The following is a 17,794-nucleotide window of genomic DNA, read 5'->3' as shown; positions in this document are numbered from 1 at the left end:
GAGGTGACCACGAATCTGCCCGACGCCCTGCCGACCCTGTCCGCGGGCTCTCACGACGCGGAGCACGGCGAGGCCTGCGTCATGGAGTATGTCTCGTTGCTCGCAGGCGAGGAGTGGAGCGACCGCCCCGAGTGCACGCACCCGATGCTGGCGCACGAGGCACGGACGACGAACGACCTCCTCCGCGACAGCGACCGGGGCCGTCTGGTCCCGTTGATCGGTCGGCTCTTCGGCACGACCGAGGACACCCCCGATCTGCGTGCCAGGCTCCGGATCGAGCAGGCCCGGCAGGTCATGGCGCTCCTCGAACCTCACTCCCGAGGCCCGGTCGTCGCGGCGATCGACGAGGCCGAGGCCTGGATCGAACGCGCGGGCGACCCAGCCGATGTCCGCCGGGCGATCGACGAGGCCATGGCGCACCCGCGACGCGAGGGCGACCTGGATCCTGCCCACACGAGCTTCCACCTCGACGCGGCACGCGTGTTCGCCTTCGTCACGACCCCTGAGCTCGGGCCCGCCGAGGCGTACGCCGCCAAGGCCCACGTCGTCGCGCACCTGGTCGCAGCGTCCGGGGAGTGCCGTGCCGACTGCGGCAACGAGCCCGCCCGGGCCCGCCGCATGGTCAAGGACCTCGCTCGGCTGATCGACGTCTACGACGAGGTCACCGGGCGTGCAGCGAGCCCGTCATCGGAGGCGGACGTCAGCGTGCTGGCGCAGAGTCTCCACTGACTCCGAGTCCGACACGGCGCTGCGTCCCGAGCCCGACACCACCGCGCCCCTCAGGTTGTTCAGCTTGCGGATGGCGTCGTCCGCCATGGCGCTGAAGTAGGCGTCCTGCCAGAACGGGAACTCGGTCAACCGGGAGTCGTACTTGAGCCTGGGATGCGCCTTGAGCATCGCCTTCTTGAAGGCCTTGTTGACCGCCTTGTTGTCCTTGACCATCTGGTCGAACTCCTTGCGGAGCTTGCTGTCCGTCGGGGCAATCGACTTGATGACGTCGCCGTAGTCGCCGAGGTTCGCGTAGTAGGACGACAGGGTGCGCTTCAGCTCCGCACACAGCTTCCCGTACGACGTCCGGTCGCAGGCGCCTGCGGCGAAGAACCGGTCGGTGAAGTACGCCTTCTCGACCTTGAGCCCGTTGAGGATCGTCTCGACGTACGCGGTGCGCTCGCCCACCGACGCAGGCAGGCACGACACCTTGGACGTCGAGGGGCAGTAGTAGTTGCCGTTCGTCTGGCCGGGCTTCAGCAGCATGCCCTTGGCCTTGTCGAAGATCTTCTTCGCCCCCGCCGCGTCATCCTTGGTCGAGTTCACCTTGATGTTCCACGTGCAGTCCTTGCGGAGCTGGACCAGCACCTCGTCGGCCTCCTTGGCAAACGCCCGGACGGCCTTCTTGTGGGTCGCCGAGTACTTGACGGCCTTGCGCTCGTCGGAGCTGAGGAGCGTGAAGAAGTTGTCGGGCTCCTCCGGGACCGCTGCCGCGTCCTTGGCGGCAGCGGTGCGGAGATCCAGCACGGCCTCGCACGCGGCCTTCTGCTTCTTCAACGACTTCTTGGTCGTCGGGTCCTCGTCGAAGCTCCACAGGTCCCTGTTGGCCTTCGACGGCGCGCCCAGCAGGTCGTTCCTCTGGTCGTTCCAGGCGTCGAGCGCCTGGGCGTAGTCCTCGGCCTTCGCATCACCCTTGGCCTTCACGGCGTACGCTGCTCCGCCGAGCACCAGCGCGAGGACGGCCACCACGGCCGCGACGATGATCCACCTCCGGCCGATCCGGCGGCGTTTGCGCGGGGCGGATTCGAGCTCGGGAACGGATGGGGTTGGATCAGACATGGTGCTTCCCAGGGAGTGTCGTCGTGCATGGCCAGGGCTGCCCGGACCGACGATGTCCCCGAGACGAGCCGGATCAGTATATGGACGAAAGGCGTCAGTGTTTCGCGTTTGCCCATTCCAGCAGCCGGTCGACCGGCCAGGTCGTGACGATGCGCGAGGCCGGCACCTTGTTGGCGGCCGCCCGTTCCGCCCCGTAGTCGAGGAAGTCGAGCTGTCCCGGCGCGTGCGCGTCGGTGTTGATCGCGAACAGGCAACCGTAGTCGAGGGCGATCTGGATCAGCTGGCTCGGCGGGTCCCGACGCTCTGGACGTGAGTTGATCTCGACCGCGACGTCGAACTTCTCGCAGGCCGCGAACACGATCTCAGGGTCGAAGCGGGACTGGTCGCGGCCACCGCGAGATCCCGCGACGAGCCGCCCGGTGCAGTGGCCGAGCACGTTGGTGTGCGGGTTCGCGATGGCGGTGACCATGCGCCGGGTCATCAGGTCGCGGTCCATCTTGAGCTTGGAGTGCACGCTGGCGACGACCACGTCGAGGCGTCCGAGCATCTCGTCGGTCTGGTCGAGCGTCCCGTCGTCGAGGATGTCGACCTCGATGCCGCTCAGCAGCCGGAGGTCGTCGTGCTGGGCATCGACCTCCGCGATCACGTCGAGCTGCTCGGCGAGTCGTTCCGCGGACAGCCCGTTGGCGATCGTGAGGCGCGGCGAGTGGTCCGTCATGACCTGGTACTCCCGGCCGAGGCGCCCCGCCGCGCGAGCCATCTCCTCGATCGACGAGCCGCCGTCGGACCAGTCCGAGTGGCTGTGCAGGTCGCCGCGCAGCTTGGCCCGCAGCTTGGCCCCGCCCGCGGCCAGGGGCGACGCTCCCCGCTCGCGCAGGTCAGCGAGGTAGCCCGGCACCTCGCCGGCCGAGGCCTCGGCGATGATGCCGAAGGTCCGGTCGCCGATGCCCTTGAGGCGCTTGAGACTGCCGTCCTGCACCTGCCTGCGGATCTCGTCGGGCGAGAGGTGCTCGATGGCCGCGGCAGCCTTGCGGAACGCCTCGACCCGGTACGTCTTGGCGAGCTCGCGCTCGAGCCAGAAGCCGATCTCCTTGAGCGCCTCGACAGCATCCATGGCGTCTCCCTACCCCGCCCAGTGCCCGGGGCGCACCAGAGCCACCGGAATCCTGGTGTGCGCATCGCCCTTGGCCGAGCTGACCTGCATCTGGGTGAGGAAGAGGCTGTTGGTCAGGTCGGCTCCGCTCACGTCGGCGTCCCTGAGGTCGGCGCCGATCAGGTCGGCCTCACGGAGGTCCGCGCCGCGCAGGTCTGCCGCGATCAACAGCGCCCCGCGCAGGTCGGCCCCCCGGAGATCTGATCCGACGAGAACGGCCCCGGCGAGATCCGCGCCGCGCCGGTCGGGTCCACGGTGTGCGGAGCGTACGGCCTCGCTCGTGCGCTGCAGCAGCGGCGCGACCTTGGCCCGGTGCGCCGTCAGGTCGAGGGCGGCGAGGGCTGCGGCCGTCGTACGCGTGAGGGCCTCGGTCTCCGCACGCGCGGCCTCGAGCTCCGGCCGCAGGCCCGCGGCCGCCGGGCGTTGCAGGGCATCGGCCAGGTACCAGAGCATCTCGTGCAGCTGCTGCATGATCGGCAGCGTCGCGAACATCGCCGTCGCGCTGGCCGGATCCGCTCTCCAGCTCGTGCCGCCGAAGGTCACCTGGGCGACCTGCTGCCCGGCGCCGAAGCAGTCGTACACCGCCGATCCCCGAAACCCCTCCTCACGGAGCCTGGCGTGGATGCTGCAGGCGAAGTCGTCCTGCAGGTTGACGCACGGATCGCCCGCGGACTTGTCCACCGGGAAGTCCGCCGACCGCTCGAACGCCAGGGCGACGCAGCACAACCCGAAGCAGCTGCTGCAGTCGGCGACGAGGTCGAGGCGGTCCACCCGGGGAGCCTAATACGCTGGGGCGATGATCAGCCGGCGCGTCGTGGTCCACGGGACCGTGCAGGGGGTGTTCTTCCGCGCCTCCTGCCAACGCGAGGCCGCGGCCAACGGCGTCGCCGGCTGGGTGTCGAACCGTCCCGACGGATCAGTGGAAGCCGTGCTCGAGGGCGACGAGGCGGCGGTCACCGCCGTTGTGGACTGGTGCCGGCACGGTCCGCCGAGGGCTGAGGTGAAGGATGTCGAGGTCAGTCCCGAGGAGCCGACGGGACTGTCCGGGTTCGTCGTTTGCTGACGCGAGACCCCGCACAGACAGAGGTGCGAGAGGATCGACCAGAGCGGACTCCCGCCCCCGGAGCGAAGGACTCAGCATGCCGAAGACCGATTTCACCGTCCACACCAGCCTGGCGCCGAGCGACGTGCTGGCCCTCCTGACCGACTTCGGACCGGGACGGCCGGACACGTGGCCATCGATCGACGCGTCGCACTACACGGTGCACGAGCTCGGCCCGTCCTCAGCCGACGTGACGGAGGGCAACGCCATGGGCTGGGAGCGGGGGCGCTACACGTGGGACGCCGCCGCCGGCACCGTCACGGTCGACACGGTCGAGTCCAACCTGTGGGGACCCGGAAGCGGCTGGCTCTACCGCCTGACTCCTGCGGGCGACGGGACGGACGTCCACGTCACCCTCACCCGCGTGGCGAGCTCGTTCAAGGGGCGGCTCATCGGTGCGTTGATCCCGCTGATCGGCGCCCGTGCCCTCGGCAAGCAGCTCGGCTCGGTGCTGCGCAAGGCCGAGACGCGCTGATCCACCCCAGCCGTGAGCGTGACGATGTGCAGGCGACACGCCGACGACAACCTGCAGGACGTCACGCTCAGCGGGGTCGAGGGGTCAGAAACCGAGCTTGCGGAGCTGCTTGGGGTCGCGCTGCCACTCCTTGGCGACCTTGACGTGCAGGTCGAGGTAGACCGGAGTGCCGAGCAGCTTCTCGATCTGTGACCGCGAGCTGGTGCCGATCTCGCGCAGGCGGGCGCCCTGCTTGCCGATGATGATGCCCTTCTGGCTGTCGCGCTCCACGTAGACGTTGACGCGTACGTCGATCAGCGGCTTGTCCTCAGGACGGTCGGGGCGGGGAACCATCTCGTCGACCACGACCGCGATCGAGTGCGGGAGCTCGTCGCGCACGCCCTCGAGCGCTGCTTCACGGATGATCTCGGCGATCAGCGTCTCCTCGGGCTCGTCGGTGAGCTGGCCCTCGGGATAGAGCGCCGGACCATGCGGCAGCGTGCCGATCAGCAGCTCGGCGAGCAGGTCGACCTGGTCGTTGGCGACGGCCGAGACCGGGATGATCTCCTGCCATGTGAGCCCCGCGTCGATGCCCGCCTGCTGGATCTGCAGCAGGTGGTCACGCAGCTTGTCGGGCTTGACCAGGTCGGTCTTGGTGGCGATCGCGAAGACGGGCTTGCGCCGGATCTGCGCGAGCTCGCGGATCAGGAACTTGTCACCCTCGCCAACCGTCTCGTTGGCGGGCAGGCACATCCCGATCGTGTCGACCTCGGACCACGTCGACCGGACGAGCGCGTTGAGGCGCTCACCCAGCAGCGTGTGGGGCTTGTGCAGCCCGGGGGTGTCGATCAGCACGAGCTGCGCATCGGGCCGGTTGACGAGCCCGCGGATCGCGTGGCGGGTGGTCTGCGGCTTGGACGACGTGATCGCGATCTTGCCGCCGACGAGCGCGTTGGTGAGCGTCGACTTGCCCGCGTTGGGACGACCGACGAAGCAGGCGAAGCCTGACCTGAACTCACTCATGCCACGACTTCCGAGCCGACCGTGCCGCTGGCATCGGCCACGAACACACTGACCCCGTCGCCGGCGAGGTCGCGCACGGCTGTCGTCTCGACCGAGGCCGACTCCGTGACGACCGCCGCTCCCTCGAGGCCCTTCGCGCCCGAGGACACCGCCATCGCGACCGCGAGGTCCAGGGCGGCGACTCTGAGAGACTCCAGGGCGACGGTCGACGCGGCGTAGGTACGCCCGTCGAGATCACGCACGGCCGCGCCCTCGGCCGCACCGGTGCGGGCCCGTGAGGCGCGCGCGAGCGTCACCAGCTTGGCGTCCTCAGGACTGAGTTCCATGGTCCGACCCTCTCGGTGCTGTGGTGGTGTCAGTGTCGTGGTCGACCCGGCTCACGAGAACCCGGCCGATGCGGTTGCGCCGCCCCGACGGCCCCTCGGCCTCCAAGCGCAGCCCCTCGACCTCGACGACGCTGCCGCGGATCGGGACCTTGCCGAGGTGCTTGGCCATGAGACCGCCGACCGAGTCGACGTCCTCGTCCTCGATCGGGATGTCGAACAGGTCCTCGAGATCGTCGACCTCGAACCGTGAGCTGACCCGCCACGAGCCGTCGGCGAGCTGCTCGCTCTCCTCGGGCTCGGTGTCGTACTCGTCGGTGATCTCGCCGACGATCTCCTCCACGATGTCCTCGATCGTCACCATGCCGGAGGTTCCGCCGAACTCGTCCACGACGATCGCGACGTGCGTGCGCTCGGCCTGCATCTCCTTGAGGAGGTCGTCGGCGTGCTTGGTGTCGGGCACGAACAGACACGGCCGGGCGATCGACTCGACCCGCTCGGTCGTCTCGGCGACGTGGTTGTCGAACACCCGCTTGGTGATGTCCTTGAGATAGGCCATGCCGACGACGTCGTCGAGGTTCTCCCCGATGACCGGCATGCGGGAGTAGCCGCTGCGCAAGGCCAGCGACATCGCCTGGCGGAGGGTCTTGTGCCGCTCGATGAACACCAGGTCGGTGCGAGGCACCATGACCTCACGGACGATCGTGTCGCCGAGCTCGAACACCGACTGCAGCATCTTGCCCTCGTCGGTCTCGATGACCGAGCTCGCGGCGGCGAGGTCGACGAGCTCTCGCACCTCGACCTCGGACGCGAACGGGCCCTCGCGGAATCCCTTGCCCGGCGTCACCGCGTTGCCCAGCAGGATCAGCAGCTGCGGAATGGGCCCGAGCAGGCGGGTCAGGCCGATCACCGGCAGCGCCGACGCGAGCGCGATCGATTCGGCGTGCTGGCGACCTAACGTGCGAGGGCCGACGCCGATGAGGACGAAGCTGACGACCACCATGATGCCGACGGCGATCAGCAGGCGTTGCCACAGCCCGTCGACCTGGTCCGCCACGAAGAGGGCGACGAGCACGACGCTCGAGGTCTCGGCGACGACGCGGACGAGCAGCACCGAGTTGAGGTATGGCGCGGGGTCCTCGAGGATGCGTGCCAGTCGCCCCGCTCCCCCGCGGCCCTCGTCCTCGAGCTCCTCGGCTCGTGCCTTGGAGAAGGCAGAGATCGCCGCGTCGACGCTGGCCAGCATGCCCGCGACCAGCGCCAGGGCCACCGACACGACGATCGGTGCCCAGCTCATCGTGGGCTCGTCACGGTTGTTCGGGGTCCTTGCCCTCGGCGGCCTGCTGCCACTCCAGGAGCAGGCGGCCCTGGATGCCGAACATCTCCTTGTGCTCCTCGGGCTCCGCGTGGTCGTAGCCGAGGAGGTGGAGGATGCCGTGCACCGTCAGCAGGTCGACCTCGTCCTGGGCCGTGTGACCCGCTGCCGGTGCCTGCTGCTCCGCGACCTGCGGGCACAGGGCGATGTCGCCGAGATATCCCTCGGGGCTCTCGGCGTCGTCACGGCCCGGCGTGAGCTCGTCCATGGGGAACGACAGGACGTCGGTCGGTCCCTTCTTGCCCATCCACTGCTCGTTGAGCGTCGCGATCGTGTCGGGATCGACGAGGCGCACGGTCAGCTCGGTCGCGGGGTGCAGGCGCATGCGCCGCATCGTGAAGCGGCACAGCCGGGTCAGGCCGACGACGTCGACGTCGGCGCCGGACTCATTGAGTACGTCGACGTTCATGCGGCTCTGCACCCGCCTCGGCGACCCGGCCGGACCGAGGCGCAGCGGCCTTGTCGGCCTCGAACGAGTCGTAGGCGGCGACGATGCGTCCGACGAGCTTGTGGCGGACGACGTCGGAGGCCGTCAGCTGCGAGAAGTGGATGTCACGCACGTCGTCGAGGATGTTCTGCACGACGCGCAGACCGCTCTTGGTGCTGTTGGGCAGGTCGACCTGGGTGACGTCGCCGGTGACGACGATCTTGGAGCCGAAGCCGAGCCGTGTCAGGAACATCTTCATCTGCTCCTGCGTCGTGTTCTGCGCCTCGTCGAGGATGATGAACGCGTCGTTGAGCGTGCGGCCGCGCATGTAGGCCAGCGGAGCGACCTCGATGACGCCGGACGTCAGCAGCTTGGGGATCGACTCGGGGTCGATCATGTCGTGCAGGGCGTCGTAGAGCGGGCGCAGGTAGGGATCGATCTTCTCGCCGAGCGTGCCCGGCAGGAAGCCGAGGTGCTCGCCCGCCTCGACGGCCGGCCGCGTCAGGATGATGCGGGTGACCTCCTTGGCCTGCAGTGCCTGGACGGCCTTGGCCATCGCGAGGTAGGTCTTGCCGGTGCCGGCCGGGCCGATGCCGAAGACGATCGTGTGCTTGTCGATCGCGTCGACGTAGCGCTTCTGGTTGACCGTCTTGGGGCGGATCGTGCGGCCCCGGTTGGACAGGATGTTGAGGCTGAGGACCTCGGCCGGCTTCTCCTCGGTCTCGGTGCGCAGCATCGACACGCTGCGCTCGACCGTCTCACGCGTGAGGTTCTGTCCCGTGCGCACGATCGTCACGAGCTCGTCGAGCAACCGCTCGACCATGGCGGCCTCGGCGGGCGATCCCGTCACCGTGATGGTGTTGCCGCGCGCGTGGATGCGCGCCTCGAAGGAGTCTTCGATGAGGCGGAGGAACTCGTCGGCGGGGCCGAGCAGGGCAACTGCCGGGACGCTCGACGGAATCGTGAACGTGTGGGCAGGCGTGGTGTCTTCAGTCATGTGGTCTCAATCGTACGCATTCGCAGTGACAGCGTGCCAATTCTGTTCCTCGCGGCCTGGTCGGCGATCGGGGTCGGGCTCAGCCCGGCGGCCAGCCGAGCTCGCGACCAGCGAGCACGTGCGCGTGGCAGTGGAACACCGTCTGGTGGGCGTCCGCACCGGTGTTGAACACCAACCGGTAGGACCCGTTGCCCTCCTTCGTGGCGATCTGCCGGGCCTCGGCGAGGAGCGCGATCGTCGCGTCGGGGTCGGCCGCGGCGAGACTGCCGATGTCAGGCTCGTGCCGCTTGGGGATGACCAGCACGTGGGTCGGGGCCTGGGGGTCGAGGTCGCGGAACGCCACCGTGTGGTCGGTCGTCGACACGATCTCGGCAGGAATCTCGCCGCTGACGATCTTGCAGAAGATGCAGTCCTCGCCGCTCACTTGAAGGCGTCCTTGATCTTGCCGAACACACCCTTGTGGTTGTTGCCGATGAGCGCCTCGGGGCGCTCCTCGTCGCGCAGCTTGGCCAGCTGCACGAGCAGGTCGCGCTGCTCGTCGTCGACCCGGGTGGGGGTCTCGACGACGACCTGGACCTTGAGATCGCCCCGGCCGGAGCCGCGCAGCCGCGGCACGCCGTGTCCCTTGATCGTGATCGTGTCGCCGGACTGCGTCCCGGGTGCGACGTCGAGCTCGACCGTCGTCGAGCCGTCCGCCGGCTCCGGGAGATCCGCCTCGAGCGTCGGCAGGTCCAGGTGTGTGCCGAGCGCAGCGGCCGTCATGGGCACCGTGATCTGGCAGAACAGCTGGTCGCCCTTGCGCTGGAACACCGGGTGGCGGGCCACGTTGACCTCGAGGTAGAGGTCGCCGGCCGGACCGCCACCGGGCCCCACCTCACCCTCGCCGGAGAGCTGGATGCGCGTCCCCTGGTCGACACCGGCGGGGATCGTCACCGAGATCGAGCGGCGTGACCGGACCCGCCCCTCACCGGCGCACTCGGGGCACGGCTCGGGGATGACCGTGCCGAACCCGTGGCACGTGGGGCACGGGCGGGACGTACGGATGTCGCCGAGCAGCGAGCGCTGGACGTGCTGGACGTCGCCGTGACCGTGGCAGGTGCGACAGGTGACCGGCTGCGACCCGTTGGCGGCGCCGCTGCCCTCGCACGTCGTGCAGGTCACCGCGGTGTCGACCTTGATCTCGTGGGTCACGCCGAACGCCGCCTCGGCGAGGTCGACGTTGAGCCGCAGGAGCGCATCCTGCCCGCGCTGCATCCGCGGCCGCGGACCACGGCTCGCGTTCTGGCCGAAGAACGCATCCATGATGTCGTCGAAGTTGAAGCCCTGGCCGCCGAAGCCGCCGCTGCCGTGGGCGCTGAGCGGATCGCCGCCGCGGTCGTAGGTCGAGCGCTTCTGGGGGTCGGACAGCACCTCGTAGGCGACCGTGACCTCCTTGAAGCGGTCGGAGGCGTCCGGCTCGCTGTTGACGTCGGGGTGCAGCTGGCGCGCGAGCTTGCGGTACGCCTTCTTGATCTCGTCGGCGCCCGCGTCGCGTCCGACGCCGAGTGTCGCGTAGTAGTCCTGGGCCATCAGTGGTGGGTTTCCTTGATCAACGGGGTTCAGTTGTCGGCCAGCATGCGGCCGACGTAACGGGCGACGGCGCCGACGGCGGCCATCGTTGCGGGATAGTCCATGCGGGTCGGCCCGACGGTGCCGAGGGTCGCGAGCGCCTGGTCGTCCAGACCGTACGCCGATGAGACGACAGCCGTGCTCGACAGGCTCTCGTTGCCGGTCTCGCTGCCGATGCGGACCGTCAAACCACTGGTCGCCTCTCCCAGCAGCTTGAGGAGGACGACCTGCTCCTCGATCGCCTCCAGCACGGGCTTGATCGCGGTGTCGAAGTCGTTGCCGAAGCGGGCCAGGTTGGCCGTGCCGCCGACCGCGATGCGCTCGTCGGACCGCTCGTTGGTGAAGGTCTGCGACAGCGTCGTGACGATCGACGTGACGATCGGCCGGTCGTTGGGTGCGAACGTCTCGATCATCTCGGCGAGCCGGAGCGACGCTTCGGGAAGTCGCTGGCCGACCGTGGCGCCGGTGATGCGGGAGCGGATGTCACCGATGAGCTGCTCGCTCGGGGTCTCGACCAGCTCGATGATGCGCTGCTCGACCCGCCCGCTGCTCGTGATGACCACGAGCAGGACGCGCGCCCCCTCCAGCGCGACGACCTCGATGTGACGGACGGTCGATCGGGTCAGCGACGGGTACTGCACGATCGCGACCTGGTTGGTCAGCTGCGCCAGCACCCTGACGGAGCGCTGCACGACGTCGTCGACGTCGACGGCGCCGGTCAGGAACGTCTCGATGGCCCGTCGCTCAGCCGGGGACAGCGCCTTGACCGTCGCGAGCCGGTCGACGAACATCCGGTAGCCCTTGTCGGTCGGGATGCGCCCGGCGCTCGTGTAGGGCTGCATGATGTAGCCCTCGTCCTCGAGGGCCGCCATGTCGTTGCGGATCGTCGCCGGCGACACGCCCAGCTGGTGCCGATCCAGCAGGGACCGGGAGCCGACCGGCTCCTGGGTGGCGACGTAGTCCTCGACGATGGCGCGCAGCACGTCGAGACGGCGGTCGTCAGACATGCAATCCCCTCTCCGCGAGCCTACTGGCACTCTCCCTGGTCAAGTGCCAGTCTAGCGATGTGCGGGGAATCCAGACGAATGACGACGGCACGATCGCGGTCACAGGCACTGAGCGATCCCTCACATACGCGCCTCGCCTGATCACGCTCGACGACGGGACGACGATCGCCCACGAGTCCCAAGGCGGTGACATGTCGTCGGTGTGGGCCACCGATCTCGGCGGCGGCTGGTTCGTCGAGGTGGCACACCTGGGCGACGGGCCGGCCGGTGGCGAGCTCGTCATGACGGCCACCGAGATCAGGCTCGACGAGACGATCCGCTACGTCGCCATCGGCGACCTGTGGGCCCGCGACCTCCCGGCCGACGTCCAGCCGAGCTGGCCGGCGGCGATCGATCTCGCACTGGGGCTGATGGAGGGCAAGGTCACGATCCTGGGGCCCGGCATCACCAAGGACGACGTCGAGACGCTGCACCAACGACTTCTGGGGGCACTGCATGGTTGACCGATACGGCACCGACGTCCTGTCGAGCGACTGGCGCAAGCCGCCTCGGGGCCGCACGGTCGAGGTCGTCGTCGAGCACGGCATGGTCGTCGAGGACGCCACGACCGGGTTCTGCGGCGAGGTCATGGTCATCGAGAAGGATCTCGGCATGATGATCCTCGAGGACCGGCGACTCGTCCGCCGCTCGTTCCCGTTCGGTCCCGGCTTCCTCCTCGACGGCAAGCCGGTCGACCTCAGGCCTCCGTCGGCCGCGACCAAGGCGACCTCCGGCCGTACGGCCTCCGGCTCCCGAGCGGTCGCCGGTGCCAAGGCCCGCGTGGCCCTGCCGAGTCGCATCTACGTCGAGGGGCGGCACGACGCCGAGCTCGTCGAGAAGGTGTGGGGCGACGACCTGCGGATCGAGGGTGTCGCGGTGGAGTACCTCGGCGGCATCGACGACCTCGCCTCGGTCGTCGACGAGTTCTCCCCCGGACCCGAGCGCCGTCTCGGCGTCCTGGTCGACCATCTCGTGCCGGGGTCCAAGGAGACGCGCATCGCCCAGCAGGTCTCCGGCCGGCCACACGTCCTTGTGGTGGGGCACCCCTACGTCGATGTCTGGCAGTCGGTCAAGGCCGACCGCCTCGGCATGTCCGCCTGGCCGGTGATTCCCCGCGGCACCGACTGGAAGCACGGCATCTGCGAGGCGATGGGCTGGCCGCACCGCGACCAGGCCGACATCGCCCGCGCCTGGAAGCACATCCTGGGCCGGGTCGACTCCTACGCAGACTTAGAGCCCGCCTTCCTGGGTCGCGTCGAGGAGCTCATCGACTTCGTGACGGCTCCTACGGCTTGATGTCCACGACCTGCTGGTGCAGCAGGACCGAGCTCGCGCCGCGGGTCCCGGCGACGTTGGAGCCGTACAGGTAGACCGTGCGGGGCCCGGTCGGCATGCTCGAGCTCGACCACGTCGCCGTGAAGGCGAACTTCGCCGAACGCGAGCTGGTGAAGGTCACCAGCTTCGCGCCGTTGCGGACCACGGCCTTGAGCCTGACGCCGCTCGCGTACGAGTCGGGGTCGGTCACGAAGCCGGACACGTCGATCCTGCCCGAGCTCGGGGAGGTGATCGGGTCGATCTCGCCCTTGACGGTCCCGCTGGCCTGGGCGAACGAGAGGTAGCCGTGCGGCAGCCTCGAGCCGGACACGCGGACCCAGCGGAACGCACCACCCTCGTTGTCCTCCGAGACGGTCACGTAGGTCTTGCCGCCGATCGTCTCGACCTTCTGCACGTACGCCACGTGACCCTTCGGACCGGCCAGGCCGCTGTTGGCCGGCCACCACGCGATGGTGCTCGGCTTCGGCGTCGTCGAGAACGAGGCGCCCCAGCCGGGATGGTCGAGGACAGCCTGCTTCCAGGTCGTCGCGCTGCCCGTGCCGGGCACCCGGGCCGCCACGCGCCCGTTGTGGGTCAGGCGCCAGGCGACGTAGTTCGTGCAGTTGTGTCCGCCGCTCTGGCTCCAGAACGACGACGTGTACCTCGACTGGTAGCCGTAGGTGCTGCGGTTGGCGTCGGCGCAGTCGGCCCAGCCGTTGCAGATGATCTGGAACTCTGTGGCCTGGGCCGGCGCTGCACCCACGAGGGTGCCGAGCGCCAGGGCAGCAGCGACGGCAAGACGGCGGATGCGCATGACTCCTGAAGCTACGCGTCGGAATGCTTGCGGGCAACGCGATGTGGAAACCTGTCTCACCTGACCCTCAGGTACACGGTCCTGCTGCTGCTTCCGAACGACGTCGTCCGGTGGTAGCGCACCTTGATCGCCCACCGGCCCTTGCGCTGGCGCGGCAGCGTGACGGTCCTGCGCGTCCCGCTCTCCATCGTGACCCGGGCGAGGCGCGTCGTCCCGCGCATGACGTCCACCGTGCCGCTCGCCTGCGTCGGGGCCAGGCTGATGCGCACCTTCGGGTGCCGCGAGCGGGTGATCGTCGAGTCGACGAACGACGCACGCGTCGTCGACGAGCGCATGATCGTCACCGGGCGGTGCCCGAGCAGCACGTCACGGCCGGCCGTTCCCGCGGTGTTCAGGGCGTACAGGTATGCCGTCGTCGGCCCCCGCGTGCTGACGTCGTGGAGACGACGGAACCGGAAGAACTCGCTCTGGAACGTGAAGGCCTCGGCACCGACCGTGCCGCGCGGCCCCCCGAGGCTGACGAGGTAGGTCCGGTTGTCGCCGGCGGCGTCCGGGTCCATGGCCGAGCCCCACAGCTCCAGCCTCCCGACCTGCGGCGAGGCCACAGCCGTGAGCTCACCCGCCGGCGAGCCGTCGGACTCGGGGTAGTGGATGAAGCCCGAGGGCCACGTGCCGTCCAGCCGGGTCATGAGCCGCCAGCGGAAGTCGCCGCTGAGGTTGTCCTCCGACACCAGCACCCCGCCCGGCAGGACCGCCTCGACGTAGGCGACGTGGCCCGAGGTCGCCGACGCCCCCGAGACGCCGGCGTCCCACCACGCGACGGCGCCGACCGCAGGCACGTCGTCGACCCTGATCCCGGCCTGTCTGGCGGCTGGTCCCCACGTCAGCGCACTGTTCGTGCCCGGAGGCCGCGCGACGAGCCGGCCATGGGTCAACCGGTAGGCGACGTAGTTGGTGCAGTTGTGGCCCGGCTTCATGCTCCAGAACGACTGCAGGTACACGTTCGCGTACCCGCTGTCGGTCCGCCCGACCGTGAGGCACCCGGTGAATCCGGTGCACAGCACCGTCAAGGCTGCCTGGGCCGGTGCGGCCCACATCGTGGTGATCAGTGCGACGACCACTCCCAGCAGTCGCACCGGCCCATGCGCGTGGCGCATAGCTCCCTCGCCGTTTCTCCCCCGAAGCTCCCTGGGTCCACTCCCATAGACCCACTCCCTGACTGCAGCGTAGGCAGTAACTCCGAGTTACTTGAGGCGAATACAACTATTCGACGAGCTCCCGCACGATGGCGTCCGCGAGGAGGCGTCCCGACCGGGTCAGCACGAGCCGGCCGTCCTCGCGCGTCGCGAGCCCGCGGGCGACGATCTCGGCGACGGCTGCGCGACCCCTCGGGCCCAGTAGCTCGGGCCTGAGCCCGGCCCGCAACCGGGTCTCGAGCATCACGCGTTCCGTGTGGGCCGTCGAGGCATCGATCGTCTCGCCGTCGTGCCGGGGCGACTCTCCGGCGATGAGCCTGCCGGCGTACGCCGCGGGGTGCTTGACGTTCCACCACCGCTCGCCCGCGACGTGCGAGTGCGCGCCGGGGCCGATGCCGATCCAGTCGTCGCTTCGCCAGTAGAGGACGTTGTGCCGGCACTGGGCGGCCGCGTCTCGCGCCCAGTTGGACAGCTCGTACCAGCCGAGTCCTGCAGCGGTGAGCTGCTCGTCCGCCAGGAGGTACTTGTCGGCGGTCTCGTCGTCGTCGGGCAGGACGACCTCCCCGCGGCGTACCTTGCGGGCGAACGCCGTGCCGTCCTCGACGATCAGGGCGTACGCGCTGACGTGGTCGGGCTCCAGGGCGATCGCCTGGTCGAGGCTCGTCCGCCAGTCGTCCACCGACTCGCCCGGCGTGCCGTAGATCAGGTCGACGCTGAGCTGCTCGAACCCGGCCTCTCGGGCCCACCTGACGGCCTGCGGCACCCCGGCCGGGTCGTGCGTGCGCTCGAGCGTCGCCAGGACGTGGGGCACGGCGGACTGCACGCCGTACGAGATCCGGGTGAACCCGCCCTCGCGCAGGACGGCCAACGACTCCGGCGTGACGCTGTCCGGGTTGGCCTCGGTCGTCACCTCGATGCCGTCCACCAGTCCGAAGGTGCGACGGATCGCGTCGAGGATCCGCACCAGGTCGGCCGACGGCAGCTGGGTCGGCGTGCCGCCGCCGAAGAACACGGTCTCGACCGCGGGCGCCTGCGTGAGCTGCCGGCCCGCCCGCTCGATCTCCAGGATCGCGGTGTCGGCGTACGACGCCCGCGTGGCGCCCTCCCCGAGCTCGTCCGCGGTGTACGTGTTGAAGTCGCAGTAGCCGCACCGGACCGAGCAGAACGGCACGTGCACGTAGACGCCGAGCGGTCGCCCCGCCGGCGCAGCAAGAGCCCGGTCGTCCAGCTGGACGACCGGGCTCTCGGGAAGACTCACTGCCTAAGCGTAGAAGGCGTCGAGGATCTCCTTGTTGTTGGCTTCCACGACGTTGCGCTTGACCTTCATGCTCGGCGTGATCTCGCCGTTCTCGACGCTGAGGTCGTGGTCGAGGATGGCGAACTTCTTGATCGTCTCCCAGCGGTTGAGCTTGGAGTTGAGCTCGTCGATCTGACCCTGGATGACGTCGTGCATCTCCGGCGACGCGACGACCTCGGCGTACGGCTTGTCCTTCATGCCGTGGTGCGCCGCCCACTCGGCGACGCCGTCGGGGTCAAGCGTGATGAGGGCCGAGCAGAAGTTGCGCTCGTTGCCGTGCACCACGATCTGGCTCGTCAGGGAGCTGATGCCCTTGAACATGCCCTCGATGTGCGGCGGCGCGACGTACTTGCCGCCCGACGTCTTGAACAGCTCCTTCTTGCGACCGGTGATGTAGAGGAAGCCGTCCTCGTCGATGCGCCCCTCGTCACCGGTGTGCAGCCAGCCGTCGCTGGTGAGCGTGGAGGCGCTCTCGGTGTCCAGGTTGTGGTAGCCGCGCATGACGTGCGGGCCCTTGATCAGGATCTCGCCGTCCTCGGCGATCCGCGCCTCGCTGCCGGGGAATGCCGTGCCGACCGAGCCGAGCTTGAAGTTGTCGGGGTGGTTGACGAACGCGCCTGCGGAGTTCTCGGTGAGTCCGTAGCCCTCGAGGATCAGGACGCCCGCGGCGTGGAACCACTCGGCGATGTCGGGCGACAGCGCTGCGGCGCCGGAGATGAAGAAGCGCACCCGGCCGCCGAAGCGAGCCCGCACCTTGGAGAACACGAGCTTGTCGGCGACGGCGAACTGCGCCTTGAGGATCGGCGAGACGGGCTTGCCCGAGCGCACGGCACGCGAGTGCGCGATGCCGACCTTCTCGGCCCACTGGAAGATCTTGAGCTTGGCGCCGCCCTCGGCCTCCGTCATGCCGACGATGCGTCCGTACGCCTTCTCGAAGATGCGCGGAGCCGCACCCATGAAGGTCGGCTTGACGATGGCCAGGTTGTCCACGATCCGCGGGACCCGGCCGTCGATCGCGGTTGCGAAGCCGATGGCCAGCTGCGTGGACAGCAGGACCTTGCCGAACGAGTGGGCCATGGGCAGCCACAGGAACTGCAGGTCGTCCTCGGAGAGGATGTCCGCGGCGACCATGACGGTGCCTTCATAGACCCAGCCGTCGTGGCTCAGCCGCACGCCCTTGGGCCGGCCGGTCGTGCCGGACGTGTAGATCAAGGTGGCGAGCGAGTCGCCGTTGGTCGCGGCGACGCGCTCGTCGACCACGGTCGGGTGGTCGGCGAGGTAGGCCGCACCGAGCTTCTCGAGGTCCTCGAACGTGATGACCCAGTCGCCGTCGCCTTCTCCGTCGAACACCACCACCTTCGACAACGAGGGCAGCTCGGAGTGCTTCTGACGGAGCTTGGCGACCTGCTCGTCGTCCTCGGCGAAGACGACCCGGCTGTCGGAGTCGGCGAGGATGTAGGCGACGTCGTCGGCCATCGTCGTCGGGTAGACCGTGGTCGTCGCACCGCCCGCGGCCATGACCGCGAGATCGGCCAGGATCCACTCGATGCGGGTGCCCGAGGCGATCGCCACACGCTGCTCGGCCTCGATGCCCAGCGACACGAGCCCGGCGGCGAGGTTGGTGACCCGGTCACCCGTCTCGGCCCAGGTCAGCGACTGCCAGTTCTCGTTCTCGTCGGGGTAGCGGTAGGCCTCACGGGCAGCGCTCTTGTGGACCCGATCGAAGAACATCGCCGACACGCTGGCGGGGCGGTCCTCGATGATGGCGAGCTGTTCCGGGGTGACGACCTGAGGGGGCATGTATGGGTTCCTTCGACGCAGACGTACGGCAGGTATGT

The 17,794-nt window shown here is 69.1% G+C and carries 20 protein-coding genes; 5 read left to right on the top strand and 15 right to left on the bottom strand.

The window, feature by feature from the left end; all coding sequences use genetic code 11:
- The first annotated feature begins 3 nt into the window (after positions 1-3).
- The gene (locus AB0N22_RS02175) at positions 4-729 is read left to right on the top strand and encodes a hypothetical protein (RefSeq protein WP_364635459.1); all 726 of its coding nucleotides are present in this window, start codon (positions 4-6) and stop codon (positions 727-729) included.
- Here AB0N22_RS02175 and AB0N22_RS02170 read toward each other — a convergent pair.
- The 3 genes from AB0N22_RS02170 to AB0N22_RS02160 all read right to left on the bottom strand — a co-directional run bounded on the left by AB0N22_RS02170 (position 685) and on the right by AB0N22_RS02160 (position 3,751).
- On the bottom strand, positions 685-1,827 hold the full coding sequence (locus AB0N22_RS02170; protein WP_364635456.1) for a hypothetical protein: 1,143 nt from the start codon (positions 1,825-1,827) through the stop codon (positions 685-687). The genes AB0N22_RS02175 and AB0N22_RS02170 overlap by 45 nt on opposite strands.
- Before the next feature lie 94 nt (positions 1,828-1,921).
- Positions 1,922-2,941, bottom strand: a complete 1,020-nt coding sequence (locus AB0N22_RS02165) for a PHP domain-containing protein (protein ID WP_364635453.1) — start codon at positions 2,939-2,941, stop codon at positions 1,922-1,924.
- 9 nt (positions 2,942-2,950) lie between these two features.
- A complete protein-coding gene (locus AB0N22_RS02160; RefSeq protein WP_364635450.1) occupies positions 2,951-3,751 on the bottom strand; it encodes a pentapeptide repeat-containing protein in 801 nt (266 codons plus the stop codon).
- A 25-nt stretch (positions 3,752-3,776) separates the two neighbouring features.
- Here AB0N22_RS02160 and AB0N22_RS02155 point away from each other — a divergent pair, with 25 nt between their 5' ends.
- Both AB0N22_RS02155 and AB0N22_RS02150 read left to right on the top strand, forming a co-directional pair.
- Positions 3,777-4,043 carry an acylphosphatase gene (locus AB0N22_RS02155; protein ID WP_364635448.1) on the top strand — a complete coding sequence of 89 codons (267 nt, stop codon included), beginning with the start codon at positions 3,777-3,779 and terminating at the stop codon, positions 4,041-4,043.
- A 76-nt stretch (positions 4,044-4,119) separates the two neighbouring features.
- Positions 4,120-4,557, top strand: coding sequence for a hypothetical protein (locus AB0N22_RS02150; protein WP_364635445.1), 438 nt, complete (start codon positions 4,120-4,122; stop codon positions 4,555-4,557).
- 84 nt (positions 4,558-4,641) lie between these two features.
- On the opposite strand, the gene era is transcribed toward AB0N22_RS02150, so the two are convergent.
- The 8 genes from era to hrcA form a co-directional block, all read right to left on the bottom strand.
- Positions 4,642-5,559: a GTPase Era gene (era, locus tag AB0N22_RS02145; RefSeq protein WP_364635443.1), complete on the bottom strand. Its 918-nt coding sequence runs from the start codon at positions 5,557-5,559 to the stop codon at positions 4,642-4,644.
- Positions 5,556-5,885 (bottom strand): cytidine deaminase, encoded by a 330-nt coding sequence (locus AB0N22_RS02140; protein ID WP_364635440.1) that lies wholly within the window; start codon positions 5,883-5,885, stop codon positions 5,556-5,558. The genes era and AB0N22_RS02140 overlap by 4 nt, the downstream gene beginning before the upstream one ends.
- A complete protein-coding gene (locus AB0N22_RS02135; protein WP_364635438.1) occupies positions 5,869-7,179 on the bottom strand; it encodes a hemolysin family protein in 1,311 nt (436 codons plus the stop codon). Before AB0N22_RS02135 ends, AB0N22_RS02140 begins: the two co-directional genes overlap by 17 nt.
- A gap of 10 nt (positions 7,180-7,189) precedes the next feature.
- On the bottom strand, positions 7,190-7,666 hold the full coding sequence (ybeY, locus tag AB0N22_RS02130; protein ID WP_364635435.1) for an rRNA maturation RNase YbeY: 477 nt from the start codon (positions 7,664-7,666) through the stop codon (positions 7,190-7,192).
- Positions 7,644-8,681: a PhoH family protein gene (locus AB0N22_RS02125; protein ID WP_364635432.1), complete on the bottom strand. Its 1,038-nt coding sequence runs from the start codon at positions 8,679-8,681 to the stop codon at positions 7,644-7,646. Before AB0N22_RS02125 ends, ybeY begins: the two co-directional genes overlap by 23 nt.
- Before the next feature lie 79 nt (positions 8,682-8,760).
- Positions 8,761-9,105, bottom strand: coding sequence for a histidine triad nucleotide-binding protein (locus tag AB0N22_RS02120; RefSeq protein ID WP_364635429.1), 345 nt, complete (start codon positions 9,103-9,105; stop codon positions 8,761-8,763).
- Positions 9,102-10,250 carry a molecular chaperone DnaJ gene (gene dnaJ, locus AB0N22_RS02115; RefSeq protein WP_364635427.1) on the bottom strand — a complete coding sequence of 383 codons (1,149 nt, stop codon included), beginning with the start codon at positions 10,248-10,250 and terminating at the stop codon, positions 9,102-9,104. The genes AB0N22_RS02120 and dnaJ overlap by 4 nt, the downstream gene beginning before the upstream one ends.
- Positions 10,251-10,279: 29 nt before the next feature.
- Entirely contained in the window at positions 10,280-11,296 is a 1,017-nt protein-coding gene (gene hrcA, locus AB0N22_RS02110) for a heat-inducible transcriptional repressor HrcA (protein ID WP_364635424.1), read from the bottom strand.
- Between the two features lie 59 nt (positions 11,297-11,355).
- Between hrcA and AB0N22_RS02105 the strand changes: the two genes are divergently transcribed.
- Together AB0N22_RS02105 and AB0N22_RS02100 are read left to right on the top strand one after the other, a co-directional pair.
- The gene (locus AB0N22_RS02105; RefSeq protein ID WP_364635422.1) at positions 11,356-11,799 is read left to right on the top strand and encodes a hypothetical protein; all 444 of its coding nucleotides are present in this window, start codon (positions 11,356-11,358) and stop codon (positions 11,797-11,799) included.
- Positions 11,792-12,631 carry a DUF3097 domain-containing protein gene (locus AB0N22_RS02100; protein ID WP_364635419.1) on the top strand — a complete coding sequence of 280 codons (840 nt, stop codon included), beginning with the start codon at positions 11,792-11,794 and terminating at the stop codon, positions 12,629-12,631. Before AB0N22_RS02105 ends, AB0N22_RS02100 begins: the two co-directional genes overlap by 8 nt.
- Here the strand turns inward: AB0N22_RS02100 and AB0N22_RS02095 are convergent.
- The 4 genes from AB0N22_RS02095 to AB0N22_RS02080 form a co-directional block, all read right to left on the bottom strand.
- Positions 12,621-13,463 (bottom strand): CHAP domain-containing protein, encoded by an 843-nt coding sequence (locus AB0N22_RS02095; RefSeq protein ID WP_364635416.1) that lies wholly within the window; start codon positions 13,461-13,463, stop codon positions 12,621-12,623. The two genes, AB0N22_RS02100 and AB0N22_RS02095, sit on opposite strands and share 11 nt — an antisense overlap.
- Positions 13,464-13,519: 56 nt before the next feature.
- Positions 13,520-14,620, bottom strand: coding sequence for a CHAP domain-containing protein (locus AB0N22_RS02090; protein WP_364635413.1), 1,101 nt, complete (start codon positions 14,618-14,620; stop codon positions 13,520-13,522).
- A 106-nt stretch (positions 14,621-14,726) separates the two neighbouring features.
- Positions 14,727-15,887 carry a radical SAM family heme chaperone HemW gene (gene hemW, locus AB0N22_RS02085; protein ID WP_364639163.1) on the bottom strand — a complete coding sequence of 387 codons (1,161 nt, stop codon included), beginning with the start codon at positions 15,885-15,887 and terminating at the stop codon, positions 14,727-14,729.
- A gap of 33 nt (positions 15,888-15,920) precedes the next feature.
- A complete protein-coding gene (locus AB0N22_RS02080; RefSeq protein WP_364635410.1) occupies positions 15,921-17,756 on the bottom strand; it encodes an AMP-dependent synthetase/ligase in 1,836 nt (611 codons plus the stop codon).
- Positions 17,757-17,794: the final 38 nt, after the last annotated feature.

The organism is Aeromicrobium sp. NPDC092404, assembly GCF_040684095.1.
Classification (GTDB): Bacteria; Actinomycetota; Actinomycetes; order Propionibacteriales; family Nocardioidaceae; genus Aeromicrobium.
This window is presented reverse-complemented; position numbering and strand designations above follow the sequence as displayed.